Annotated in this window: 21 protein-coding genes; 14 read left to right on the forward strand and 7 right to left on the reverse strand. The window is 69.1% G+C overall.

All coding sequences use genetic code 11. From position 1 onward, the window contains the following. Positions 1-119: 119 nt before the first annotated feature. The 4 genes from K7G19_RS20220 to K7G19_RS20235 all read left to right on the forward strand — a co-directional run bounded on the left by K7G19_RS20220 (position 120) and on the right by K7G19_RS20235 (position 4571). Positions 120-830: a haloacid dehalogenase type II gene (locus K7G19_RS20220; protein WP_226108819.1), complete on the forward strand. Its 711-nt coding sequence runs from the start codon at positions 120-122 to the stop codon at positions 828-830. 46 nt (positions 831-876) lie between these two features. Then, the gene (gene aceB / locus K7G19_RS20225; protein WP_149319060.1) at positions 877-2463 is read left to right on the forward strand and encodes a malate synthase A; all 1587 of its coding nucleotides are present in this window, start codon (positions 877-879) and stop codon (positions 2461-2463) included. 147 nt (positions 2464-2610) lie between these two features. Continuing rightward, the gene (locus K7G19_RS20230) at positions 2611-3081 is read left to right on the forward strand and encodes an SRPBCC family protein (protein ID WP_149319059.1); all 471 of its coding nucleotides are present in this window, start codon (positions 2611-2613) and stop codon (positions 3079-3081) included. After that, positions 3078-4571, forward strand: coding sequence for a DHA2 family efflux MFS transporter permease subunit (locus K7G19_RS20235; RefSeq protein ID WP_370639581.1), 1494 nt, complete (start codon positions 3078-3080; stop codon positions 4569-4571). The genes K7G19_RS20230 and K7G19_RS20235 overlap by 4 nt, the downstream gene beginning before the upstream one ends. A gap of 167 nt (positions 4572-4738) precedes the next feature. Here the strand turns inward: K7G19_RS20235 and K7G19_RS20240 are convergent, their stop codons facing one another. Beyond that, positions 4739-5008: an acyl-CoA-binding protein gene (locus K7G19_RS20240; RefSeq protein WP_149319058.1), complete on the reverse strand. Its 270-nt coding sequence runs from the start codon at positions 5006-5008 to the stop codon at positions 4739-4741. A gap of 118 nt (positions 5009-5126) precedes the next feature. Here K7G19_RS20240 and tsaB point away from each other — a divergent pair, with 118 nt between their 5' ends. The 4 genes from tsaB to K7G19_RS20260 are packed head-to-tail and all read left to right on the forward strand — an operon-like array spanning position 5127 to position 8776. After that, positions 5127-5918: a tRNA (adenosine(37)-N6)-threonylcarbamoyltransferase complex dimerization subunit type 1 TsaB gene (tsaB, locus tag K7G19_RS20245; protein ID WP_226108820.1), complete on the forward strand. Its 792-nt coding sequence runs from the start codon at positions 5127-5129 to the stop codon at positions 5916-5918. Further along, positions 5915-6496, forward strand: a complete 582-nt coding sequence (rimI, locus tag K7G19_RS20250) for a ribosomal protein S18-alanine N-acetyltransferase (protein WP_226108821.1) — start codon at positions 5915-5917, stop codon at positions 6494-6496. Before tsaB ends, rimI begins: the two co-directional genes overlap by 4 nt. Next, the gene (locus K7G19_RS20255) at positions 6493-7554 is read left to right on the forward strand and encodes a uracil-DNA glycosylase family protein (RefSeq protein WP_226108822.1); all 1062 of its coding nucleotides are present in this window, start codon (positions 6493-6495) and stop codon (positions 7552-7554) included. The genes rimI and K7G19_RS20255 overlap by 4 nt, the downstream gene beginning before the upstream one ends. After that, positions 7535-8776 (forward strand): DUF1853 family protein, encoded by a 1242-nt coding sequence (locus K7G19_RS20260; RefSeq protein WP_226108936.1) that lies wholly within the window; start codon positions 7535-7537, stop codon positions 8774-8776. The genes K7G19_RS20255 and K7G19_RS20260 overlap by 20 nt, the downstream gene beginning before the upstream one ends. Positions 8777-8845: 69 nt before the next feature. Here the strand turns inward: K7G19_RS20260 and K7G19_RS20265 are convergent, their stop codons facing one another. Continuing rightward, positions 8846-11302, reverse strand: a complete 2457-nt coding sequence (locus tag K7G19_RS20265) for a hypothetical protein (RefSeq protein ID WP_226108823.1) — start codon at positions 11300-11302, stop codon at positions 8846-8848. Between the two features lie 259 nt (positions 11303-11561). Next, entirely contained in the window at positions 11562-12881 is a 1320-nt protein-coding gene (gene lplT / locus K7G19_RS20270; RefSeq protein ID WP_149319054.1) for a lysophospholipid transporter LplT, read from the reverse strand. Between the two features lie 498 nt (positions 12882-13379). On the opposite strand from lplT, the gene alr reads away from it, so the two are divergent. After that, entirely contained in the window at positions 13380-14513 is a 1134-nt protein-coding gene (gene alr, locus K7G19_RS20275) for an alanine racemase (RefSeq protein ID WP_226108825.1), read from the forward strand. Positions 14514-14615: 102 nt separating this feature from the next. Further along, complete coding sequence (gene radA, locus K7G19_RS20280) at positions 14616-15989, forward strand: DNA repair protein RadA (protein WP_149319052.1); 1374 nt, start codon at positions 14616-14618, stop codon at positions 15987-15989. Between the two features lie 139 nt (positions 15990-16128). On the opposite strand, the gene K7G19_RS20285 is transcribed toward radA, so the two are convergent. Next, positions 16129-16566: a hypothetical protein gene (locus K7G19_RS20285; RefSeq protein WP_317845749.1), complete on the reverse strand. Its 438-nt coding sequence runs from the start codon at positions 16564-16566 to the stop codon at positions 16129-16131. A gap of 335 nt (positions 16567-16901) precedes the next feature. Between K7G19_RS20285 and K7G19_RS20290 the strand changes: the two genes are divergently transcribed. Both K7G19_RS20290 and K7G19_RS20295 read left to right on the forward strand, forming a co-directional pair. After that, complete coding sequence (locus K7G19_RS20290; RefSeq protein ID WP_149319051.1) at positions 16902-17387, forward strand: disulfide bond formation protein B; 486 nt, start codon at positions 16902-16904, stop codon at positions 17385-17387. A 45-nt stretch (positions 17388-17432) separates the two neighbouring features. Further along, positions 17433-19274 (forward strand): ABC transporter ATP-binding protein, encoded by a 1842-nt coding sequence (locus tag K7G19_RS20295; protein WP_150083698.1) that lies wholly within the window; start codon positions 17433-17435, stop codon positions 19272-19274. A gap of 174 nt (positions 19275-19448) precedes the next feature. On the opposite strand, the gene K7G19_RS20300 is transcribed toward K7G19_RS20295, so the two are convergent. Then, entirely contained in the window at positions 19449-21407 is a 1959-nt protein-coding gene (locus K7G19_RS20300) for an ATP-binding cassette domain-containing protein (protein ID WP_226108827.1), read from the reverse strand. A 348-nt stretch (positions 21408-21755) separates the two neighbouring features. Here K7G19_RS20300 and K7G19_RS20305 point away from each other — a divergent pair, with 348 nt between their 5' ends. Further along, entirely contained in the window at positions 21756-22562 is an 807-nt protein-coding gene (locus tag K7G19_RS20305) for a hypothetical protein (protein ID WP_226108829.1), read from the forward strand. Between the two features lie 110 nt (positions 22563-22672). Here K7G19_RS20305 and K7G19_RS20310 read toward each other — a convergent pair whose 3' ends face one another. Beyond that, positions 22673-23182 carry a DUF2165 family protein gene (locus tag K7G19_RS20310; protein WP_149319047.1) on the reverse strand — a complete coding sequence of 170 codons (510 nt, stop codon included), beginning with the start codon at positions 23180-23182 and terminating at the stop codon, positions 22673-22675. Positions 23183-23483: 301 nt separating this feature from the next. Between K7G19_RS20310 and K7G19_RS20315 the strand changes: the two genes are divergently transcribed. After that, positions 23484-24575: a M14 family metallopeptidase gene (locus tag K7G19_RS20315; RefSeq protein WP_149319046.1), complete on the forward strand. Its 1092-nt coding sequence runs from the start codon at positions 23484-23486 to the stop codon at positions 24573-24575. A 90-nt stretch (positions 24576-24665) separates the two neighbouring features. Here K7G19_RS20315 and prmB read toward each other — a convergent pair whose 3' ends face one another. Continuing rightward, entirely contained in the window at positions 24666-25568 is a 903-nt protein-coding gene (gene prmB, locus K7G19_RS20320; RefSeq protein WP_226108831.1) for a 50S ribosomal protein L3 N(5)-glutamine methyltransferase, read from the reverse strand. Positions 25569-25572 lie beyond the last annotated feature (4 nt).

The following is a 25572-nucleotide window of genomic DNA, read 5'->3' on the forward strand; positions in this document are numbered from 1 at the left end:
AAGTAAAAGATCAAGTGACCCGGGTCGGCTATGCCGCGCTGCAGCGCCTGCCTACAATGCTCGGAATTCGTGGTACGCCGGCCCTGCGCCGCGGCCGCCAACCCTGGTCCTTGCCCGCTATGAACCCGATCCGCGCCGTCGTCTTCGATGCCTATGGCACGCTGTTCGACGTGTATTCCGTCACGGCGCGCGCGGAGCAGCTGTTTCCCGGCAAGGGCGAGGCGCTGGCGCTGCTGTGGCGCGACCGCCAGATCGACTACACGCGGATCCGCACCCTGGCCGCGCCGGACGGGGCCTGGTACAAGCCGTTCTGGGCGATCACCGTCGACGCGCTGCGCTATGCGGCGCAGCGGCTCGATCTGCGGCTCGATGCCGCGGCCGAGGCGCAGCTGCTGAAGGAATACGCCTGCCTGTCGGCCTTTCCGGAGAACCTGGGCGCGCTGCGCCGCCTGCGCGCGGCCGGGCTGCCGCTGGGCATCCTGTCCAACGGCAATCCCGAGATGCTGGACATCTCGGTCAAGAGCGCCGGCATGCAGGGCCTGTTCGACCATGTGCTGTCGGTCGACGCGGTGCGCCAGTACAAGACCGCCCCGGCCGCCTATGCGCTCGGTCCCGCGGCCTTCGGCGTGCCGGCGCACGAGATGCTGTTTGTCTCGTCCAACGGCTGGGACGCGTGCGGCGCGACCTGGTTCGGCTACACCACGTTCTGGATCAATCGTGCCGGCCACCCGGCGGAGCGGCTCGACGCCGAGCCGAGCGGGACCGGGCACGACATGAACGACCTGCTCGATTTCGTGCGCGCACGCGGCATTGCCGTCGCGCAGGGATGAAGAGGGCAGGCATGGCACAACCCCCATCGATCACAGGAGAACATTGATGGCCATCACGTTGCCTGCGGGCATGAAGATTACCGGCGAAATCCTGCCGGCCTACGAAGATATCCTCACGCCGGAAGCGCTGGCCCTGGTGGACAAGCTGCACCGCGCCTTCGAACCGCGCCGCCAGCAGCTGCTGGCCGCCCGCGTCGAACGCGCCAAGCGCCTGGACGCGGGCGAGCGTCCCGACTTCCTGCCGGAAACCAAGTCGATCCGCGAAGGCGACTGGAAGATCGCGCCGATCCCCAAGGCGCTGGAGTGCCGCCGCGTCGAAATCACCGGCCCGGTCGAAGCCAAGATGGTCATCAACGCGTTCAACTCGGGCGCGGACAGCTACATGACCGACTTCGAGGATTCGAACACCCCGAACTGGCACAACCAGCTGCAGGGCCAGGTCAACCTGAAGGCCGCCGTGCGCCGCACGCTGACGCTCGAGGCCAAGGGCAAGGTCTACAAGCTGAACGACAAGATCGCCACGCTGCAGGTGCGTCCGCGCGGCTGGCATCTGGACGAGAAGCACGTGACCATCGACGGCCAGCGCGTGTCGGGCGGCATCTGGGACTTCGCGCTGTTCCTGTATCACAACGCCAAGGAGCAGATCGCGCGTGGCGCCGGTCCGTTCTTCTATCTGCCGAAGATGGAAAGCCATCTCGAGGCGCGCCTGTGGAACGACATCTTCGTGATGGCGCAGAACGAGATCGGCCTGCCGCAGGGCACCATCAAGGCGACCGTGCTGATCGAGACGATCCTGGCGGCCTTCGAGATGGAAGAGATCCTGTACGAACTGCGCGAGCACAGCGCGGGCCTGAACGCCGGCCGCTGGGACTACATCTTCTCGTGCATCAAGAAGTTCAAGACCGACAAGAACTTCTGCCTGGCCGACCGCGCCAAGGTCACGATGACCGCGCCGTTCATGCGCGCGTACGCGCTGCTGCTGCTCAAGACCTGCCACAAGCGCGGCGCGCCGGCGATCGGCGGCATGAGCGCGCTGATCCCGATCAAGAACGATCCGGAGAAGAACGAGATCGCGATGCAGGGCATCATCGGCGACAAGCGCCGCGATGCGACCGACGGCTATGACGGCGGCTGGGTGGCCCACCCGGGCCTGGTCGAGCCGGCGATGAAGGAATTCGTCGCGGTGCTGGGCGACAAGCCGAACCAGTTCGAGAAGCAGCGCCCGGACGTCAACGTGAGCGCCGCCGACCTGCTGAACTTCCAGCCCGAAACGCCGATCACCGAAGGCGGCCTGCGGATGAACATCAACGTGGGCATCCATTACCTGGGCGCCTGGCTGGCCGGCAACGGCTGCGTGCCGATCCACAACCTGATGGAAGACGCCGCCACCGCCGAGATCTCGCGTTCGCAGGTCTGGCAGTGGATCCGCTCGCCGAAGGGCGTGCTGGAAGACGGCCGCAAGGTGACCGCCGAGATGGTGCGCGCGCTGATTCCGGAAGAACTGGCCAAGGTCAAGGAAGTGGTCGGCGGCGACACGAAGACCTACGACCGCGCCGCGGAGATCTTCGAGCAGATGTCGACGTCGGAGTCGTTCGCCGAATTCCTGACGCTGCCGCTGTACGAGGAGATCTGAGTGTGAGCCTCGTCCCCGCTCGCGCGGGGACGACGGCCATCTCGATTCCAGAGCCCGAAGCCCGCATCCGCGGGCTTTTTGCTTTGCGGGATGCGGCCCCGGCGCGGGGCCTTCATAATGGCGGCTTGAGCAAGAGGGAGAATCAAGTTGCGCTTCGAGCATCTGGTAGAGATCAATGACCCCAACATGCCGGCGCTGGACCCGCTGACGGCGGACCAGGTCTGGCAGGGGCTGGTGCTGCGCGGCCAGTCGCCGGAGCTGTTCGTGCTGGGCCTGGACCGCGCCGAAATCACCGGCCGCGGCGACGACTGGATCGAGCGCGTGCTGCATTTCGGCAAGGCCGAGGTGCGCGACCGGGTCGTGTTCGAATCGCGCCGATCGGTCCGTTACGAGACCGCCGCCACCGCCGACCATGCCGGCGGCACGCTGACGATGACCATCGAGACGCCGGGCCCGGGCGCGCTGCTGCTGCGCTTCACCTACGAGACCACGATGCCGGCGGTCGACGCCAGCGGCGACGACCGCTACGCCGAGATCGTCAAGTCGGCCTATCACGAGGCCGATCTCGATACGGTCCGCAAGATCCGCGAACTGGCCAGCACCGGCAGGCTCGGGTGAGCGAAGGTTCCTTGCCGCCGCGCGGCGGCGACGGTCCGGCGCGCGGCGCGCCCACGCGCGCGCAGCTGCGCGAGCGCTACGGCGACAAGCTGCGCTGGCTGGTGCTGGTCACACTGATGATCGGCACGATGTCCTCGATCGTGTCGTCGACCATCGTCAATGTCGCGGTGCCGGACCTGAGCCGGCATTTCGGCCTCGGGCAGGAGCGCGCGCAATGGGTCGCGGCCAGCTTCATGATCGCGATGACGCTGGCGATGCTGCTGACGCCGTGGCTGCTGAACCGCTACGGCCTGCGCCGCACCTTTCTCGGTGCCGCCGTGCTGCTCGGCGTCGGCGGGCTGGTCGGCGGCTTCTCGCCGACCTATGGCGTGATGATCGCGATGCGCGTGGCCGAAGGCGTGGCCGCCGGCATCATGCAGCCGCTGCCCAATATCCTGATCCTGCGCGTGTTCGAGGAACGCGAGCAGGGCAGGGCGATGGGCATGTTCGGCTTCGGCGTGGTGCTGGCGCCGGCGCTGGGGCCGAGCCTGGGCGGCTTCCTGGTCGAATCGTTCGGCTGGCGCTCGATCTTCTTCGTGGTGGTGCCGCTGACCATCGTCGCCGGACTGATGGCGCGCCGCTTCATGGCGATCGATTCCGCGATGATGGGCGAGCGCAAGCCGCTCGACTGGCAGGGCCTGGCGCTGGCCGGCGTCGCCACGGTGATGCTGCTCAACGGCCTGGTCGAGCTGCGCGAGGACACCGTCACCGGCCTGCTGCTGTCGGGCCTGGGCGTGCTGCTGCTGGTGCTGTTCGTGCTGTGGCAGCTGCGCGCGTCGGACCCGCTGATGAACATGCGGCTGTACAGCTATCGGCAGTTCTCGGCCGGCGCGGTGGTGGCCTTCATCTATGGCGCCGGGCTGTTCGGTTCGACCTATCTGCTGCCGGTCTATATGCAGATGGCGCTGCAGTACTCGCCGTCGCAGGCGGGCTTCGTGCTGCTGCCGGCGGGGATCGCGCTGGCGGTGACCATCGCCGCGGCCGGCCGGCTGACCAGCCGCGTGCCGCCGCATATCCAGGTGTCGGCGGGGCTGGCGCTGCTGGCCGCGTCCTTCCTGCTGATGGCGCTGGGCTCGCTGACGACGCCCTATGTGGTGCTGGTGGCGCTGGCGGTGCTGGGGCGTATCGGCCTGGGCTGCATCCTGCCGTCGCTGTCGCTGGGCGCGATGCGGGGCGTCGATTTTTCGCTGATCGCGCAGGGGTCCAGCGTGATCAACTTTGTGCGGCAGCTGGGTGGTGCCATCGGTGTCAGCCTGGCCGGGGTCGGCCTGCAATGGCGGCTGGAGTCGCACGGCGCGCTGCTGGCCGGCAATCAGGCCGGGGCCGATGCCGCGGCGCGCATCCGCGCGTTCGACGAGACCTTCCTGGCGGTGGGGCTGGTGATTGCGACCGCGATCCTGGCCGCCTGGCGGATCCGGCCGCGGCAGCAGCCGGAGCGGGTGGGGCAGTAGCGCCTGATGTCTGTCGCGCCCGCGAACGCAGCGGGCGCACCGTGCTGGCTGTCTGGCGTGGAAGCCGCCGGGTCCCCGTCGGCGCAAGGGATGGCAGGGCGGGGACGGCGGCGCGGGGATGTCCGCGCGAAGAAGACAGCGCGCGAAGGCGGCGGCGCGGCGCTGGCTCAGCTGGCCGCGCCGGACTTCAGCTCCTCCACCAGCTCGATGTACTTCTGCATCGCCTCTTCCTGGCTGGTGCCCTTCAGCGTTTCCCAGGCCTCGAACTTGTAGCGCCCGACGAAGTCGGTCATGCCCGGCTTGTCGCCATGGACGTCGCCCTCGCTGCCTTGCTTGAACAGCGCGTACAGGCGCAGCAGCGTCATGTTGCTGGGGCGTTCGGGCAGTTGCTTGACGTCGTTCTGCGCTTGCTCGAAGCGCTGTTGCAGGTCGCTCATGGGGGACTCCGGGACGGTGAGGGAGATGGACCCGCGATGATAGCCCCTGGGCCGCCAAACCCGCCCGGAAAAAATCGAGGGCGGCTTCGGTTCCGTGGCCAGCGGATACAATCGCGGCATGTCATGGATTCTTGCCGTTGAAACCTCCACCGAGTGGTGTTCCGTCGCGCTCGGACACGCCTCGCCGACCGGCGGCCTGCGTTGCCTGGCCCGCCACGAACAGACCGGCCCGCGCTCGTCGGGCCGGGTCCTGCCCGCCGCCGGCGAACTGCTGGCCGAGGCCGGCATCCGGCTGGCCGATTGCGCCGCGATCGCCTTCGGCGCCGGCCCGGGCTCGTTTACCGGCCTGCGCACCGCCTGCGGCATCGCGCAGGGGCTGGCGTTCGGCGCCGATCTGCCGGTCGTGCCCGTCAATACGCTGATGGCCTGCGCCGAACGCGTGCGCGGGGTGCCCGGGGCCGCGCTGGAGGGCGACGCCACGGACCAGCCGCTGCCCGCCGGCGTGCCGGTGCTGGTCGCGCTCGACGCACGCATGGACGAGGTCTATACCGGGCTGTTCGAATGGGACGCGGTCCGCGGCGAATGGCAGGAAGCCGGTCCGATGCGCGTCGCGGCACCCGAGGCGGTGCAGGCGCCGGCCGCGCCGTTCTGGCTGGCCGGCAACGGCGCCGCCGTCTACGGCGAACGCTTGCATGCCGCCGCGCAAGCCGCGCGCACGATCGCCGGCGCGATGCCGCACGCGGCTGCCGTGGTCGCGCTTGCGCAGCGCGCGCTGGCGCGCGGCGAGACCGTGGCCGCCGCCGATGCCGCGCCGCTGTACCTGCGCGACAAGGTCGCCCAGACCGTGGCCGAGCGCCAGGCCGCGGCGGCGGGGCGCGCCTCGCTGGCGGCCACCGGAGAACGGCAATGAGCGCCGCCCTCGGCGACAGCCGCACCGGCGCCGCCGCCTGGCCCGCGGTGCCCGATATGCCGACGCTGCCCGGCGGCTGGGCGCTGGCGCGCATGAGCGCGCGCGACCTGGACGCGGTGGTCGACATCGAGCAGCGCGCCTACAGCCATCCGTGGACCCGCGGCAATTTCGAGAACTCGGTCAAGGCCGGCCATATCGGGCTGACACTGCGCGACCCGGCCGGCAAGCTCGCCGGCTATGCCGTGCTGATGCCCGTGGTCGACGAGATGCATTTGCTCAATATCACGATCGAGCCGGCGCGCCATCGGCAGGGCCTCGGCAAGCTGCTGCTCGCCGTGGCGCTGGCCACCGCGCATCAGCATCGGCTGCCCAATGTGCTGCTCGAAGTCAGGCCGTCGAATACCGCCGCGCTGGCGCTGTACGAGGCCGCCGGCTTCGAGACGATCGGCCGACGCAAGGGCTATTATCCGGCCGCCGACGGGCGCGAGGATGCGCTGGTGCTGCGCCGCCGCTGGGGCACGGAGCAGGGCACGGAGCAGGACGGGCAGCAGGGCGGCCCGCGGGGGGCATCGGCATGAACCGGCGCGCGCTGTTTCTCGAAGCGCTCGGCATCGGCACCGAATGGGTGCCGCGCCATGCCGAGGCGGTGCAGGCCGAGCCCGAGTCCGCGTCGGCATTGGCCGAGGCCGTGAGCCACGACGCGCCGAGCCACGAAGGGCCGAGCCGTGAAGCGTCGGGCAGTGAAGCGCCGAGCCCCGAAGTACTGAGCCGCGAAGCGCCGACCAACGAAGCGCCGAGTCGTGAAGCGTTGGGCCGTGAAGCGCTGAGCCAGGAAGCGCAGGGCCATGAAGCGCAGGGCCATGAAGCGGCAAGCCCGATGGCCGCCGCGCCGGCGCCGCGCCAGCCGACCATTCCGCTCGTGCCGATCATGCAGAGCGTGCCCGACGATGGCCTGCCGCTGTCGGAAGGCCAATCCATTGCCGCGCCCGCCGACGACCTCGCCACGCTCGACTGGCAGGCGCTGGAAGCGCGCGTGGCGGGCTGCACGGCCTGCCAGTTGTGCAGCACGCGGACCCGCACGGTGTTCGGCGTCGGCGACCGCGAGGCCGACTGGATGCTGATCGGCGAGGCCCCGGGCGAGAACGAGGACCGGCAGGGCGAGCCCTTCGTCGGCCAGGCCGGCAAGCTGCTCGACAACATGCTGGCGTCGCTGCAGCTGGCGCGCGGGCGCAATGTCTTCATCGCCAACGTGCTCAAGTGCCGGCCGCCCGGGAATCGCAATCCGGAGCCGGCCGAGGTCGAGCAGTGCGAGCCCTTCCTGCGCCGGCAGATCGCGCTGGTGCGCCCGCGCCTGATCGTCGTGCTGGGCCGCTTCGCCGCGCAGACCCTGCTGCGTACCACCACGCCGATCAGCAAGCTGCGCGGCACGGTGCATCGCTACGAGGGCATCCCGGTGGTCGTGACCTACCACCCGGCCTACCTGCTGCGCACGCTGACCGACAAGGCCCGCGCCTGGGAAGACCTGTGCCTGGCGCGCGATGTCTATCGGCAGAACGATCCGGCCGCGCCGGCCGATCTGCTCGACTCCCCACGGACCGGCGCTGCCGGCAGCGGCGATGCGGGAGCCGGTCACTGAACTGGCGGGCGCCGGCGCGACCACGGCCGAGCCGCTGTGGCGCGCCGCCACGTCGGCGCGGGTGCGCGATCTGGCCTGGTGCACGCTGGCGCCGCCGCTGTTGAGCGCCATTCCCCGCGAATTCGCCGCGCTGGCCGAACCCGGCGGCGCCGCGCTCGCCGGTTGGCCACCGGGAGCACTGGCCGCCTGGCAGCGCTGGCTGGCCAGCGCCGATCCGGACCTGCTGCCTCCCACCATCGAAGAACTGTCCGCCTTGCCCGGGGCCGTGCAGGCGCTGGCCCCGGCCGCGCGCAGCCTGCGGCTGGGCCGGCATGCCGAACGGCTGCTGCATTTCGCGCTGGAACACGGTGAGGGCATCGAGCTGGTCGCCTCCAATCTGCCGGTGCGCCGGCATGGCCCGCATGGCGTGCAGACGCTGGGCGAGCTCGACTTCGTCTGGCGGGACGTGGCGCGCGGCGGGACGGGGGGCGCACCGCAGGGCCAGCTCGTACATTGGGAGATGGCGACGAAGTTCTACCTGCTGGTCGAGCCGGAGGCGAACGTCGAGGCGATGGCGCCGGACCCTTGTACGCGGCTGCAAGCCTTCGTCGGCCCGAATCTGGTGGACCGGCTTGGCGACAAGCTGTCGCATATCCTGCGCCGGCAACTGCCGCTGTCACGCACGACCGAGGCGGAGGCGCTGCTGGGCGCGCGTGTCGATCGCAGCGAAATCTATCTGCTGGGCTGGCTGTTCTATCGCGATGGGGTGATGCCGGCCGGCATGGACGCGCTCGGGCTCGATCCCGCCCATCTGCGCGGCTGGTGGTCGACGCTGGCGCAATGGGCGCAGCGGGTGGAGGCGCGCTCGCCGGGCTCGCCGGGCTCGTTGGACTCGTCGGGCACGTCGGGCACGTCGGGCACGTCGGGCACGTCGGGCACGTCGGCCTCCGCCTCATCGGTGCGCTGGCATCGCCTGCCGCGCGCCCGCTGGCTGTCGCCGGCGCTGGTGCCGGAGCACGAAACCGAACCGTTCGAGACCCTGCACGACGCGCTGGCCGCACGCTTCGCCGAGCCGCATCGCGAGCTGGCCTGGCGGCGCGAGGCCCCGGTGATGGTCTGCGAGATGGAGCCGTCCGGCGCTTCCGCGCCGGGCTGGTGGCGCGAACGTTCGCGCGGTTTCGTGGTGCCGCCCGGCTGGGAGGAAAGGGCGCGCCAGCGGGCGGTGCAGCCGCCGCGATGCTGAGTGCACGGCGGCGTGCCGCCTTCGCATGGCCTGGTGCGGCCGCCGGAGGGGTCCAGGCGTTCGAGCGGGCTACGCGACGTAAACGGTGCGAACGAATTTCCGTTCGGTCGGCATCATCCCCTCGGCGCTGTCCAGGGAAATGAAGCGCTGCTCCAGGGCTTCGATGTACGCGTTGACCTTGTCGTTTGCTGAAGGACCCGCATCCGGTACGTGTGCCGCGGCCACCGACGCGAACTCGGTTGCCGTCTCGCGCAAACGCTGCACCACCGGCGCCAAAGGCGTGGCCTGTTCGGGGATCGCTGGCAGGGCGAGGATCTGTTCGAGCGAAACCAGCAGTGGCGTGGCCCAATCGCGCTGAAATGCGACTGGCTCCCCGGCGTTGCAATTGGCATTCCAGGCGCGGCTGAAGTCTTCGCAAAAGCGCTTCATTCTGGCTTCGACCTCCGGCATCGGCAGGTCCTTCATGGCGGCAGGCGAATAATCCGACAGACTTTCCCGCAGGTGCGCGAAGCGCAGGGAGGCGTCCTTCCTCGCTTCCGGTTCGAGCGAGCGGGGAGCCAGAACCAGCAGCATGACCAGCATCGGCGAAATGACGTTGAGCGCCTGCTTCGGAGGCTCGGCCGCTGCCGGGGAGCGCAAGTAATCGTTCAGATCGTCCAGGGTGGCCATGCCATCGGGCTGCGCAATGCGCGCGAGCAGATCGGCGGCTTCGGCGGTGCGCAGGAGCTCGCCCCTTACCCGCGCTCCAACATTCTGCGTATGGCCATGAACCGCCTGCCGAACGTCAGGGTGGGGAAGGCGAGGGTCGTTGATGCGGGCCACGTTCGGATAGGTCACGGATATGTCCTCCTGATACCGGCGATCGCCCGGGCCGATATTCCAGCCGGCCGCATACAGGGCGCTCGGGAGTTCGGCGTCGCTGACCGCTGCCAGGTATCGGCTGCCGTCATCCGCCAGCAGGTCCCGTAGATGGGCATTGATCCTGGCGACCTGCACGGCATGGGGTTCGGCCGGATCGGCGCCTGCCTGGCGGCAAAGTTCGGCAAACAGCGTCTGGTTGACGAAGCCGTGCGAAAAGACGGTTCGTCCGTCCAGAGAGGTCGAACACACGTTCAGATGCGGGAAATAGGCGCGTTCGGCCGCCTCGCGAAAGAAAGCGCGCGTGCCGCGATGCTCGTTCAGCAGCTTGTCGCACCGTTCCAGCGAGGCGGCCTGATCCGGGTTCTGCATCAGGCCGATGCCCTTGACCTCGAACGGCTCGTCCTGCGACCTGGACCGATTGTGCAGGTAGTACTGAATGAACCCCATGTCGTGGTTCGACAGAATCACCTGATAGTCGACGCCACGCTGATGGAGCAGGTCGAGTATGGCCAGCATGCAGATATCGTTGTGCATGCGGTCGGCGAGCAGATCGCCCAGCAGCGTCAGCCGGGTCTCCCGGCAGCCAGGGTCGACCGTGACGGCTCGATGCAGCGTATCGCGGAAGCGGGCGAGCCCGGCCGCGGTCATGGGTTCGCTCTGCAGCTTGCGGAGCATGCCGCGCAGCCGGCTCCATGCCTGGGGATCGGCAATCTCGAGGAAGCCGAGCTGTACCAGGCTGTGCAACAGCAGTTCGCAATTGCCGTGCATGTCGCCCAGCGCGACTTCATTGAACGGCGCGAGCCCATGCACGCGCTCGGGCTCCTGATCGAGATCATGGGAAAGCTGGATGCATTGCTGCGCGGGCGTCGGAAAACGGGTGACCTTGTCCAGCTCGAGCTGGCGGATCTTCGGATCGTTGGGGTGGCTTGCCGCAACCGTCCCGAACTTCTCCACCCGCGCGGAGATGGCCAGGCGATGCTTGATCGCTTCCGCGACATCGGGAGACACGGCCGCCAGCCAGGCGTCCAGTTCCTGGCCGATCCGGTCCACCATGCCGGTGGCCATGTCCCTGGCCTGGGGCGCAGGGTAGTTGCCATACAGATGTTTGACCGCCTCCATGACACGGCCGACTTCCGGGGCAAAATGCGCGACCACGGTGTCCCGATGTCCATCCTTGACCCACTGTTCGGGCAGGGTCCCGGCCTTGGGCAGAGCCTTGGCCTCGGGCAGGGCCTCGGCCTCGGGCAGAGCGCCGGCCTCGGGCAGGGCGTCGGCTGGCGCCGCCATCCGTTTTTTCCACTGTGCCAGTTCGGTGTCGCGGCGCTGGCGTTGCATCGACGCCGCCGTGAAGATCGCATCGCGTTGCGCTGGGGTCGGTGTCAGCGTGGCCGGCGCGCGCAGACCGAACATCCGCAACAGCGCATCGATGTATCTGGAGAATCGTCCGCGGACCGCACCGGGCAGTTCGGCGAGCCGAATCTGGTCGATCTTCCGGGTGGCGGAGGTGTCCACCAGATATTGCATGGTTCGTTTGCCAATGCGGTACACCATGCCGGGAACCGGGGCGCTCACACTGCCGGGCGCCTGGGCGGCGCGAGCGGCCGCGTCGAAGAACGCGTGGCTGGAAGGGAAACTGAAGGTTGGCTGCTGCGTCGTGATCGGCATCGCGGAGTCCCGGAAAGTTGACGTATCGGGCCAGGGCCCGGGTGCCGGGATACTGCCGCGGCCTGCGCGAGCGCGCTTTCGGAATTGGATGCGTTTCGTGCCATTGTGGACGGCAGTGCGCCGCACACGCGCAGCCGGTCAGTGGTGCGCGGAGCAGGTCAGCTCGGGAGGCTACGGAGGGGAGGGCGGCCGCCCATGGACGGACGGCCGCGGCAGCGCAGGGCCGGACGCCGCCGTGGCGGCTGCCGGCGTGGCTTTGCTAGTGGTGCTTGTCCTCGCCGATCATCGCCAGCGAGTTGTACAGCCGGACGTTCTTGCGATGCTGGCGCATCACCAGCAGCATGGTGCCGCAGACGAACATGCCGAAGGCGATGATCACGATGCCGATCGGCACGTTCAGCTTGATCAGCAGCGCGTACAGGCACAGCATCAGCAACACCGAGACGTTCTCGTTGAAGTTCTGCACCGCGATCGAGTGGCCGGCGGACAGCAGCACGTGGCCGCGATGCTGCAGCAGCGCGTTCATCGGCACCACGAAGTAGCCCGACATGCCGCCCACCAGCATCAGGAACACGTAGGCGATCGCCATATACAGCGGCATCCGCATGCCGAGTATGTCGAGCGCGACATCGGGCATCGCGTCCTTGGTGTAGAAGGCCATCAGCATCACGATCGCGCCCATCGCCACGCCGAACGGCAGCACCGACAGCGACTTGCGCAGCGGGATGCGCATCGCCGCCATGATCGCGCCGACGGCCACGCCGACCGCCACCACCGCCTGCAGCAGCGCGCCCTGCGACAGGTTCAGGCCGAGCGACTTTTCCGCCCACTTCAGCACGATGAACTGCAGCGTCGCGCCGGCGCCCCAGAACAGCGTGGTGACCGCCAGCGAGATCTGGCCGAGCTTGTCCTTCCATAGCGCGGTGAAGCAGTCGGCGAACTCGGCGATCAGCTTGATCGGGTTCTTCTCCTGCTGCGGATAGCGCGCGCCGGTGTCGGGGATGAACAGGTTGAACAGCGCGGCGATCACGTAGAACAGCATGATCACCACCATCGCGGCCTCGGCCGGCGTGTCGATGCCGGTCTCGATCCACGGCAGGTCCATCGCCAGCATCAGGCTCGACACCTTGACCGAGATCAGCGCACCGCCGACCACCGTGCCGAGGATGATCGAGCCGACCGTCAGGCCCTCGATCCAGCCGTTGGCGGCCACCAGGCGCTCGGCCGGCAGCAGCTCGGTCAGGATGCCGTACTTGGCCGGCGAATACGCCGCCGCGCCGAAGCCGACCACGCCATAGGCCAGCAGCGGATGCAGTCCGAACATCATGATGGCGCAGCCGGCGATCTTGATCGTGTTGGTGATGAACATCACCTTGCCCTTGGGCATCGAATCGGCAAAGGCGCCGACGAAGGCGGCCAGCACGACATAGGACAGCACGAAGAACAGCTTGAGCAACGGAGTCATCCACTGCGGGGAGTGCAATTCGGCGAGGAGGGCAATGGCGGCGATGAGCAGAGCGTTGTCGGCCAGCGAAGAGAAGAACTGCGCGGCCATGATGGTGTAAAAACCCTTCTTCATACCTTGGACTCTGTCTCCATCGCGATTTCCTTGCGCTACTGGCGTGCCCGCGCCAACGGCCGTCGGCATCGTGCGGAGGGGGTGAACGGCGGCCGTGCCAAAAGGTCGCCCGCGCCTGGTCCGGTTCGGCGTGGCTGGGGCGTGTACGTACCTGACGGGACCCGTCATATTGAATCACTTTTGAAACATGGCCGGAACGTCCGGCTTTATATCACGAAAGTCTTTCAATTCCGAAGAAGGGAAGACCGCAAATTGACCGGGTTTGACCATTCGATGTGGAGCGGATTCCCGGGAATCGCCGAACCAATGTGGTCAAATAACGGTCTACGCCGTGCGCCTTCGGTGTGCTGCCGCGCATTGGTGCCGAACGTGGTGCCGAACGCCGTCGACGTTCCCGCGGACAGTGCCCCAGGCACCACTTCGGCACGCCCGCCCAAGCCATCGCACACCAAGGGCCGGCACGCCGCGAGGCCGCTGTGACGAACCTTCCCTGATCCCATGCCAAGACCGATTCACGCTGTCATCCATCAACCTGCCCTGGCCAACAATCTCGAGGTGGTGCGCCGCCACGCGCCGGCGTCCCGCGTCTGGGCGGTGGTCAAGGCCAACGCCTACGGTCACGGCATTCGCCGCGCCTTCGCCGGGCTGCGCGCCGCCGACGGCTTCGGCCTGCTGGACCTGAACGAGGCCGTGCTGCTGCGTGAGCTGGGCTGGCAGGGTCCGATCCTGCTGCTCGAGGGCTTCTTCCAGCCGCAGGACGTGCCGCTGCTCGAGGAATACCGGCTGACCACGGCGATCCACAACGAGGAGCAGCTGCGCATGCTGGAGGTCGCACGGCCAAAGGGCCCGCTGGGGATCCAGCTCAAGCTCAATACCGGCATGAACCGGCTCGGCTTCGCGCCGGACCAGTACCGCACCGCCTGGGAGCGCGCCCGCACGCTGTCCGGGGTGGGCAGCATCGTCCATATGACCCATTTCTCCGACGCCGACGGCGAGCGCGGCATCGCGCACCAGCTGGAGGTGTTCGACACCACCACGGCCAATCTGCCGGGCGAGGCAAGCCTGTCCAACTCGGCCGCCACGCTGTGGCATCCGGCCGCGCACCGCGCCTGGGTGCGGCCCGGCATCGTGCTGTACGGCGCCTCGCCGAGCGGCCGGCACGTCGACATCGCCGACACCGGGCTGATGCCGGCGATGTCGCTGCACAGCGAACTGATCGCGGTGCAGGAATTGCGGCCCGGCGACACGGTCGGCTACGGCTCCCTGTTCACCGCGGACCGGCCGATGCGGATCGGCGTGGTCGCCTGCGGCTATGCCGACGGTTATCCGCGCCATGCCGCGGGCTGGGGCGACCGGCCGGCGCCGGTGCTGGTCGACGGCGTGCGCACGCATCTGGTCGGCCGCGTGTCGATGGACATGCTGTGCGTCGACCTGACGCCGTGCCCCAAGGCGCGCGTCGGTTCGCCGGTCACGCTGTGGGGCCACGGCCTGCCGATCGACGACGTGGCCGCCGCCAGCGGCACGGTCGGCTACGAGCTGATGTGCGCGCTGGCGCCGCGGGTGCCGGTCACGGTCGCGACGCTGACCGTGCCGGACGCGCCGAACGTGGCCGAGACCGCTCCGGCCAAGTAGAATCGGCGCCTCGCGGGCGCCTTGCAGCACCTGCGGCACCCTGCAGTCCCGCCGCCTGCGCCGCCTGCCCCGCCTCCCGCTCCCCGGCCCCAAGGATTCCCGTTGGCAAAGACCAAGACCGCCAAGACCGTTTACACCTGTACCGAATGCGGCGGCTCCGTGCCGCGCTGGCAGGGGCAGTGCCCGCATTGCCAGCAATGGAACACGCTGGTCGAAAGCGTGCCCGAGGCGCCCTCGGCGCGGCGCTTCCAGCCGCTGGCCGCGTCGGCCACGGTGCAGCGGCTGTCCGAGATCGAGGCGTCCGACGTGCCGCGCTTCACCAGCGGCATCGAGGAATTCGACCGGGTGCTCGGCGGCGGGCTGGTGGCCGGCGGGGTGGTGCTGATCGGCGGCGACCCCGGCATCGGCAAGTCGACGCTGCTGTTGCAGGCGCTGGCGAACCTGGCGGCGAGCCGGCGCGTGCTCTATGTCAGCGGCGAGGAGTCGGGCGCGCAGATCGCGCTGCGCGCGCAGCGGCTGGGCATCGACAGCCCGAGCCTGGGCCTGCTGGCCGAGATCCAGCTGGAGAAGATCCAGGCGACGCTCGACGCCGACAAGCCCGAGGTCGCGGTGATCGACTCGATCCAGACGTTGTACTCGGAGGCGCTCAGCTCGGCGCCGGGCTCGGTGGCCCAGGTGCGCGAATGCGCGGCGCAGCTGACCCGGATCGCCAAGAGCAGCGGCACCACCATCATCCTGGTCGGCCATGTGACCAAGGAGGGCAGCCTGGCCGGGCCGCGCGTGCTCGAGCATATCGTCGACACGGTGCTGTATTTCGAGGGCGACACGCATTCTTCGCACCGGCTGATCCGCGCGTTCAAGAACCGCTTCGGTGCGGTCAACGAACTGGGCGTGTTCGCGATGACCGAGCGCGGGCTGCGCGGCATCAGCAATCCGTCGGCGCTGTTCCTGTCGCAGCATGAGCAGACCGTGTCCGGTTCCTGCGTGATGGTCACGCAGGAGGGCTCGCGTCCGCTGCTGGTCGAGATCCAGGCCCTGGTCGATGCGGCGCACGTGCCGAACCCGCGCCGCCTGGCGGTCGGCCTCGAGCAGAACCGGCTGGCGCTGCTGCTGGCCGTGCTGCACCGCCACGCGGGCATCGCCTGCTTCGACCAGGACGTGTTCCTCAATGCGGTGGGCGGGGTCAAGATCACCGAGCCGGCCGCCGACCTGGCGGTGCTGCTGTCGATCCACTCGTCGATGCGCAACAAGCCCTTGCCGCGCGGACTGGTGGTGTTTGGCGAGGTGGGGCTGGCGGGGGAGATCCGTCCGAGCCCGCGCGGCCAGGACCGGCTGCGCGAGGCCGCCAAGCTGGGCTTCACGCAGGCGGTGATTCCCAAGGCCAACGCGCCCAAGCAGCCGATCGAGGGGCTCGAGGTGATTGCCGTCGAACGGATCGAACAGGCGATCGAACGCGTGCGCTATCTCGACGGCTGATCGCTGTGTCGCCGATCGCCAGGACTAGCGGCCAACTGCCAAGGGCCAACTGCCAACTGCCAACTGCCAACTGCCAACTGCCAACTGCCAAGGGCCAAGGGCCAAGGGCCAAGGGCCTGGGCGACGGGCGCCACCGCCCTCAACCGAACACCGAGTCCTCGCACAGCGCGCCGAGCAGCGCCGCGATCAGCACCACAGCGGACACGAACAGCCAGCGCTGCGTGCGGCGGTATTCGGGGACCTGGTCGTCCTCGACCCGCAGCGAGCGGAACAGCGCCACCACCTGCAGGCCGGCGGCGACGCCTAGCGAAACCTCGACCACCAGCGACAGCGGGTTCCACGCGCCGGGGCTCTCGAAGCTCCAGTAGCGCCAGAACGCCAGCGTAAAGGCCAGCAGCACGGAGATCGCGGTGATGAACCCCTGGCGGTAGCCGACCGGCACCACCGGAACCGCCGGCCTTGCGGAATTGGCCGCCGGGCCGCGCTGGGCCATGGGCGCCGACGGCGGCGTGGTCGTGCGAAAACGCGGGGCACGAAAATCGTTGCTGCGCACCGCGCGCAGCGCATTGCTCTTCATGGGTACGGTCCTCGATGAAATCAGGGGGTCGAACGCATGGGAACGCATGGGGTTCACAGGGCGTGCCGACGCAATGAAACGGCATTGTTGGCGCGTTCGGCGCCATGGGCAATGCCGAGGTGCCGCGCTGCGGCGATCGGCCGCAACGATGGCCCCAGCGCGTGCAGGGGTCATCGCATCGCTGCGACGCGCGTGGCGCAAAATCGGTAAGATGGCGCCTGTCCGCGATGCCCGGCACGCCCGAGCCTTGCGTGCCTCGCCGTCTATTCACGCCGTCTATTCACGCCGTCAATTCACGCTGTATTCCTTACCGCTCTGTCGACCGCCACTCCGCCATGCAAGCGAATTCCCGCGCCTACTTCCTGCTGATCGCCATCGTCTCGTTCGGGCTGGTCGGCTACGCCCTCTACCTGCAGCACGCACAGGGCTACCAGCCGTGTCCGCTCTGCGTGATGCAGCGCTTCGCCTTCGTCGCGATCGGCCTGTTCTCGCTGCTGGCGGCGCTGGGGCAGGGCACGCGCACGCTGTGGCAAGGGCTGGCGATGCTGTCCGGCGTCGGCGGCATCGCGGTGGCGGGCTATCACATCTCGCTGCTGCTCGATCCGAAGGCGAGCTGCGGCATCGATCCGCTGGAAAACTGGGTCAACGCGCTGCCGACCGCGCGCGTGCTGCCGCAGGTCTTCTATTCGGACGGCCTGTGCACCGCGCCGCTGCCGCCGGTGTTCGGCATCTCGATTCCCGGCTGGTCGCTGATCTGGCTGGTGGTGCTGACCGGCGTGCTGGCGGTCGGACTGATCCGGCGCGAGCGCAACTACCGTTGAGCGAGCCCGCGCGGCCGCTCGACACCATTCCTGGAGAAACTGGCCGTGTTCCGTTGGTTTGAAAGGCGCATCCACAACTACCCGGATTCGCTTCCCGATACGCCCCCGCAGCACTGGATCGCATTCATCGTCGATTGCACCGCGGGCGTGCGGCGTTATCTGCTGCTGCTGGTGCTGTGCGCGATGGCGATCGGCATCTTCGAGGCGGTGCTGTTCAGCATGCTGGGCCGCCTGGTCGACTGGCTCGCCGCGGTCAAGCCGCAGGAGCTGTGGTCGACCTATTCGGACCGCCTGCTGCTGCTGGCCGGCATCGTGCTGGCCAGCATCGTCGTGGTCGCGGTCTGGAGCATGCTGAAGTTCCAGACGCTGTTCGGCAATTTCCCGATGCGGCTGCGCTGGAATTTCCACCGGCTGATGCTCAACCAGAGCATGGGCTTCTTCCAGGACGAGTTCGCCGGGCGCGTCACCACCAAGGTCATGCAGACCGCGCTGGCCGTGCGCGACGCGGTGATGACGGTGGCCGATATCCTCGTCTACATCGTGATCTACCTGGTGTCGGCGGCGGTGGTGCTGGCCAATTTCGACGGCTGGCTGCTGGCGCCGTTCCTGCTGTGGGTGGTCGCCTATGTCGGCGCGTCCTGGTACTTCGTGCCGCGGCTGGCGCGCGTGTCGGCGCATCAGGCCGACGCGCGCTCGGTGATGACGGGGCGCGTCACCGACGCGTACACCAATATCGCCACCGTCAAGCTGTTCTCGCACTCGCGGCGCGAGGCCAGCTACGTGCGCAGCGCGATGCAGGAGTTCATGCAGCCGGTCTATGCGCAGGGGCGGCTGATCAGCGCCTTCGAGATCGTCAACCACACGCTGATCATGATGCTGATCGTCGCCACCACGGGGCTGGCGCTGTACCTGTGGTCGGCCGGCCAGATCGGCATCGGCGCGGTGGCGGCGGCGACCGCGATGGCGATGCGCCTGAACGGCATTTCGCAATGGGCGATGTGGGAGATTGCCGAGCTGTTCGAGCATATCGGCACGGTGCGCGACGGCGTGTCGACGCTGGCGCGTCCCCGGCATATCGAGGACCGTCCCGATGCCGTACCGCTGCGGGTGCCGCACGGCGAAATCCGCTTCGAGCACGTCGGCTTCTCCTACGGCTCCGGCCGGCCGGTGTTCGACGACTTCACGCTGACGATCCGCCCCGGCGAGAAGGTCGGGCTGGTGGGCCGCTCCGGCGCGGGCAAGTCGACGCTGGTCAATCTGCTGCTGCGCTTCTATGACGTCGAATCGGGCCGCATCCTGATCGACGGCCAGGATATCGCCGGCGTGACGCAGGACAGCCTGCGCGCGCAGATCGGCATGGTCACGCAGGACACCTCGCTGCTGCACCGTTCGGTGCGCGACAACATCGTCTACGGCCGGCCCGATGCCAGCGATGCCGAGATGATTGCCGCCGCGCGGCGGGCCGAGGCCGAGGACTTCATCCACACGCTGAGCGACCGGGAAGGGCGGCGCGGCTACGACGCCCACGTCGGCGAGCGCGGCGTCAAGCTGTCGGGCGGCCAGCGCCAGCGCATAGCGATCGCGCGCGTGATGCTCAAGGACGCGCCGATCCTGCTGCTGGACGAGGCCACCAGCGCGCTCGACAGCGAGGTCGAGATCGCGATCCAGCAGAGCCTGTACCGGCTGATGGAGGGCAAGACCGTGGTGGCGATCGCGCACCGGCTGTCGACGCTGGCGGCGATGGACCGCATCGTCGTGCTCGATCGCGGCCGCATCGTCGAGCAGGGCTCACACCGCGAGCTGCTGCAGCGCGGCGGCCTGTACAGCCGGCTGTGGGCGCACCAGAGCGGCGGCTTCCTGACGGCCGAGGAGGCGTTGCAGGAGTAAGCGGCGGGGCTGCGGGAACGCCGCGCGGGGAGACGGCCGTCGGAAACGGCGGTGGAAACCACCGCGGGGCAGCAGCAGCGGGAAAGCGGAGGCGGGAAGCGGAGAAGGGAAGCGGAGAAGGGAAGCGGAGAAGCGGGCGGGAAGGGCAAGCGGCGCGAAGCCGCCCGCCCCGCCTCAGGCGATCTGCTCGATCTGCTCCTGCAGCTCCAGCCAGCGCTCTTCCAGCGTGGCCAGTTCCCCCTCGACCTCGCCCTGGCGCTTGAGCATCTCCAGCAGCCTGGCCTTGTTGGCCTCCGCGTAGCTGGCTTCGTCGGCCATGAAGCCGTCGATCTCGCTCTTGGCCTCTTGCAGCACGGCCATCCGCTTCTCGACCTTTTCCAGTTCCTTGGTCAAGGGTTTGCGCAGCTGCGCCAGCCGCTGCCGTTCGTCCGCCTCGGCGCGGCGCTGGTCGCGGCGATTCTGCGCCGGCACCGCGGCGTCGGCCCCGTTGCTTCCTTCACCGCCATGGGCTCCGTCCGAGCGATGCGCCGCGGCCGCGGCGTTGCGCTTGGCGGCGGCCTGCTGCAGCAGCCAGTCGCGATAGTCGTCGAGGTCGCCGTCGAAGGGCTGCAGGCCGCCGTCGGCCACCAGCATGAACTGGTCGGTGGTGGCGCGCAGCAGATGCCGGTCGTGCGAGACCAGGATCAGCGTGCCCTCGAATTGCGCCAGCGCCATCGTCAGCGCCTCGCGCGTATCGAGATCCAGGTGGTTGGTCGGTTCGTCGAGCAGCAGCAGGTTCGGCTTCTGCCAGACGATCAGCGCCAGCGCGAGCCGCGCCTTCTCGCCGCCCGAGAACGGTTCGATCGGCGAGGTCGCCATGTCGCCGCGGAAATTGAAGCTGCCGAGGAAGTCGCGCAGTTCCTGCTCGCGCGTATCGGGCGCCAGCCGCGCCAGATGCTGCAGCGGCGAGTCGTGGTCGCGCAGCGTCTCCAGCTGGTGCTGGGCGAAGTAGCCGATCTGCAGGCCCTTGCCGTGGCGCAGCGTGCCGGCCAGCGCCGCCAGCGTGCCCGCCAGCGTCTTGACCAGTGTCGATTTGCCCTGGCCGTTGGCGCCCAGCAGGCCGATGCGCTGGCCGTTCTGGATCGACAGCGTCAGGCCGCGCAGGATCGTCACCGGCGGCGGACCCGCGTAGCCGCAGTCGACGGCATCGAGCACCATCATCGGATTGGGCGCGGCATCGGGCTCGCGGAATTCGAACGAGAAGCCGGCCGCCGCGTGCACCGGCGCCAGCCGTTCCATCTTCTCCAGCGCCTTGACGCGGCTCTGCGCCTGGCGAGCCTTGGTCGCCTTGGCCTTGAAGCGGGTGATGAACGATTCGAGATGCGCGATCTGCTTCTGCTGGCGCGCGTAGGCGGCCTGCTGCTGCGCCATCTGCTGCAGCCGCAGCGTCTCGAACAGGCTGTAGTTGCCGCCGTAGCGGCGCAGCTGCTGCTGTTCGATATGAACGGTGACGTTGCAGATCGCGTCGAGGAATTCGCGGTCGTGCGAGATCATCACCAGCGTGCCGGGATAGCGCGCCAGCCAGTCTTCGAGCCAGACGATCGCGTCGAGGTCCAGGTGATTGGTCGGTTCGTCGAGCAGCAGCAGATCGGACGGGCACATCAGCGCCTGCGCCAGGTTCAGGCGCATGCGCCAGCCGCCGGAGAAGGCTGCCACCGGCTGGCCGACCTGCGCCAGCGTGAAGCCCAGGCCCAGCAGCAGCGCCTCGGCGCGCGAGGCCGCGGTGTAGCCGTCGGCGTCCGCGTAGGCCGCGTGCGCCTCGGCCTCGGCATGGCCGTCGCCGCTGGCCTGCGCGGCCGCGATGGTCTGCTCGATCGCGCGCAGCCGGGTGTCGCCGTCGATCACGTATTCCAGCGCGCTGCGCGCCACCGCCGGCGTTTCCTGCGCGACATGGGCCACGCGCCATTGCGCCGGCACCGCGACGTCGCCGCCGTCCGGATGCAATTCGCCGCGCAGCAGCGCGAACAGCGTCGATTTGCCGCTGCCGTTGGCACCGACCAGGCCGACGCGCTCGCCGGGGTTCAGCGTCACGCTGGTGTGGTCGAACAGCACCTTGGTGCCGCGCTGGAGTACTAGCTGGTCGATTCGGATCACGAGAGTCTTTTATGGAAAGTCGAGCCCGGCACGGGGCCGGGCAGGGCGCATTTTAGCCCGGGGCGGCGGGCGGCATGGTGCGAGGCTGTCGGGCGCCTGTCGCGGGGCCCTCGCCAACGTCTAGCCAACGTCTCGCCAACGTCTCGCCAGGCTCGCCAGGCTCGCCAGGCTCGCCAGGCTTGCCAGGTTCGCCGGGCTTGCCAGGCTTTCGCCCGGCGATTGCGCCGCGATTGCCGGGCCATCGGCGGCTATCGCGTCCGGCGGGTTTTCGCGCGACAATGCGCGCCCCGCCGTCGTTTCGTGGCGGTTTCGCCGTCCTTCGCCGTTTCGCTGTTCCCCAATCAAGGCATGCCCCTCGAGCCCGCTTCCACCCTTCGCCCCGCCTGGACCGCCGTCCGCAAGGATTTCGTCGAGCCGGGCACGCGCTGCGCGGGCTCGGACGTTGGCACCGGTGTCGGCGCTGGCGTCGGCGCTGGCGTCGCGTCCGCTGGCAGGAAGGGCCACGGCATCGGCTCGGGCCACGCCTATATCCTGCGCGACGCGGCCGGCCACGAGCATGCCTTCGGGCCGGATTGCGCGCTGCGGCTGCTGGGCGGCCATGGCGCGTTCGACGGCGTGCCCGACTTCACCGCCCGCGCCGCGGGCGCCGGACCGTGGCGCGACGAGGCGCGGCCACGGCGCGGCGCGGGCGCGAGCCGCGAGCGGGAACAGGCCCGCCAGCATGCCGCCGCGGTCCGCTATCTGCTGCTGCGCATGGAGAAGGTGGCCGGCGTGCCGCGCGTGCAGCCCAGCGTCCGTTTCGCGCCGCTCGAGCCGCTGTATGCGGCCTATCGCGAGACCGGCGCGCTGACGCCGCAGCAGGCCGGCCGCGTGCTGGCGATCGAGCGCAGCCCGTCGACGCCGGCCACGCTGAAGAGCGCCAATCTGCTCGACGTCTACACCGCCTACGTGCAGCTCGAACGCGCGCTGCGCGAGGCCGTGCGGCTCGAGCAGCAACGCTTCCTGCGCGGGGTGATGGACTGGCTGGCGCGCCATCTGACGCTGACGCGCGCACAGGGCGAAGCGGCCGGACTGGCGCTGCATCCGCGCGCCTGGCAGCTGGAGGCGCCGCCGCGGCGCGCGGCGGGCGCCCGGGATGCCGACTGGGAGGGATGACTTGCCGGCACGGACTTGCCGGTGCTTGTTATCGAGGCCGACCCATCCACGCCGACTTATCGGCGCAACTTATCGGCGTGTCTCATCGACGCCGGCTTGCCGCCGCCGGCCTACCGATCGCCGGCCAGATCAAGATCGTCGTACGGCAGGCTGACGTAGATCAGCACCGTCAGCAGCGTGATGAAGAAGCGGAACGCGTCGGGCACGCCGTTCCATTCCTTCGACATCCACATGCCGAACCACTCGCCGCCGATCGACATGAAGGCGACCTGCCAGGTCAGGAAACCCAGCGTCAGGCCGGCCACCGCCCAGGTCTTGGCGCGATGGAAGGCTCGCGGCGATTGCCGGCGCGCGCGCCACAGCGCGATGCCGCCGGCCCAGCACAGCAGCGCGGTGGCGGTTTCCAGCGCGATGATGCCGATATAGCCGGCGTGATGCAGTACCGGCGACCGGATGGCGCGGTACATGATGCCGTTGCCGGGGAAGGTCGTGTCCATCAGGAACACATGCTGGACGAAGGCGAAGTTGGTGCCGTAGTCGGTGATATTGCCGAACGACACCAGCGAGGCGAACAGGGCCATGGCCAATACCGCGGCGATCTTGGAATAACGCACGATCATGTTGACAGTCTCAGGATGAAGGACCGCGAGCCGGCCGGCGGGATGGGCGTGCCAATCCATGCCGGGCGCGCGATGTGGCGGTCGGGAACGAAGGGATCAGGCGGGACCCGGAACGGGCGCGAGGGAAATCCGGCTGGAGATCGGGACTGGTGTTACCTGAGACGCGTGGCGGGCCTGGGAAGCCGCGCCGGCCGCGCTGGATCGATCCAACCTTGTGCGGACGGGATTGTACCGGCTGGCGCGCGGCGGCGGAATGGCGTTTAATGCGGTCATCGATCCTGGTCGCCCCGGAGAGCCGCCGATGCAGCTGCACGATTGCTTTTCAAGCCGCTACGAGGAAGCCCGCGCCAAGTTCAGGCTCGCGGCCGAGAACGTCGGCGACGTGCCCACGCCGTTCGCGCATCCCACGCGGCGCGGCGCCGAGGACGAGGAGCTGGCGATGGACGTCGCCTGGATCGGCCCGCGCGATGCGCGCCATCTGATTCTGGTCACCTCCGCGATGCACGGCGCCGAGGGCTTCTGCGGCTCGGGCGCGCAGATCGCGCTGCTGCACGATGCCACGCTGCTGCAGCAATGCGCCAAGGCCGGCGCGGCGCTGCTGCTGGTGCATGCGGTGAACCCCTACGGCTTCTCGCACATGCGCCGGGTCAACGAGGACAACGTCGACCTGAACCGCAACTTCATGGATTTCACGCGGCCGCTGCCGCAAAACCCGGCCTATGCCGAGGTCGCGCCGCTGCTGCTGCCGGCGCACTGGCCGCCGTCGGAGCAGGACGAGGCCGCGCTGGCGCGCGCGATCGCCGAGCGCGGCATGAGCTGGTACCAGGCCGCCGTCAGCGCGGGCCAGTACGACGATCCGCACGGCATGTTCTATGGCGGGCGCGTGGCGACCTGGAGCAATTACACGCTGCGCCGCATCCTCGCGCGCTACGGCGCGGGGCGGACCGGCCTGCGCTGGATCGACATCCATACCGGGCTCGGCCCGTGGGGCTATGGCGAGCCGATCTACATGGGGCCGGACGATGCGGCGCAGCTGGAGCGGACCCGCGCGATCTGGGGCCAGCACGTGACGTCGATGTACGACGGCTCGTCGACTTCGGCCAACCTGACCGGCCTGGCCTGGCACGCCGTTCCCGATACGCTGCCCGGCATCGACTTTGCCGGCATCGCGCTGGAATTCGGCACCTTGCCGCTGCCCGACGTATTGCAGGCGCTGCGCGGCGACCACTGGCTGCATCTGCATCCCGACGCCGACAACACGCAGCGCGCGCTGATCCGCCAGGGCATGTGGCGCGCCTTCTATGGCGACGCCGACGACTGGCGCGAAGGGGTCGTGGAGCAGTGCACGACCGCGGTGCGGGCCGCGGCGGCGGCGCTGGCGGCCGGGCAATAAGCCGCGCGCCGCGGCGATCCCGCGCCCGCGCGCTCCTGCGTCCCCGCGCGCCAGCGCTCGCGCGTCCCGCCCCCGGCGCCGCGGCCGTCCTTACAGGCCCGCCGCCTGCAGCGCCTCGTACGTCAGCAGGAACACCTGCTCCTCGCCCGCGCTGACCGTCAGCCAGACCAGTTCCAGGTCGGGGAAGGCGGCCTCGACATTCTCGAACTCGTTGCCGATCTCGACCACCAGCACGCCGCCGGGGTTCAGGTGCGCGCGTGCGCCGGCCACGATCCGGCGCACCACGTCCATGCCGTCGTCGCCGCCGGCCAGCGCGATGCGCGGCTCGGCCTGGTATTCGGCCGGCAGACGCTGCATGGCGCCTTCGTTCACATAAGGCGGATTGCTGAGGATCACGTCGTAGGTGGCACCGGCCGGCAGCGGCGCGTACAGGTCGCCGTGATAGAGGTGGATGCGGTCCTCGAGGCCGTAGTCCGCGACATTGCGGCGCGCCACCTCCAGCGCATCGGCCGAGATGTCGACCGCATCGATGGAGGCGTGCGGCCAGGCCTGCGCGGCCAGGATCGGCAGGCAGCCCGAGCCGGTGCACAGCTCCAGCACCGGGCCGATCGCGTCGATGTCGCTGACCCACGGGGCCAGTCCATCCTGCAGCAGCTCGCCGATGAAGCTGCGCGGCACGATCACGCGCTCGTCGACATAGAAGCGCTGCCCATGCATGTACGCCTCGTGCGTGATGTAGGCCGCCGGTACGCGCTCGTCGACGCGGCGGCGGATCACCTCCATCACCGCGGCGATTTCGTCGGGCAGCAGCCGCGCGTCGAGGAACGGGTCCAGCGTATCGAGCGGCAGATGCAGCGTATGCAGGATCAGGTAGACCGCCTCGTCGTAGGCGTTGTCGGTGCCGTGGCCGAACGACAGGCCGGCCTGGGTGAAGCGCGACACCGCCAGGCGCAGCAGGTCGCGGACGGTGGACAGGGGAGAGGCGGTGGCCATGGCG

The sequence above is a fragment of the Cupriavidus sp. DB3 genome (genome assembly GCF_020418465.1).
Lineage (GTDB): Bacteria > Pseudomonadota > Gammaproteobacteria > Burkholderiales > Burkholderiaceae > Cupriavidus > Cupriavidus cauae.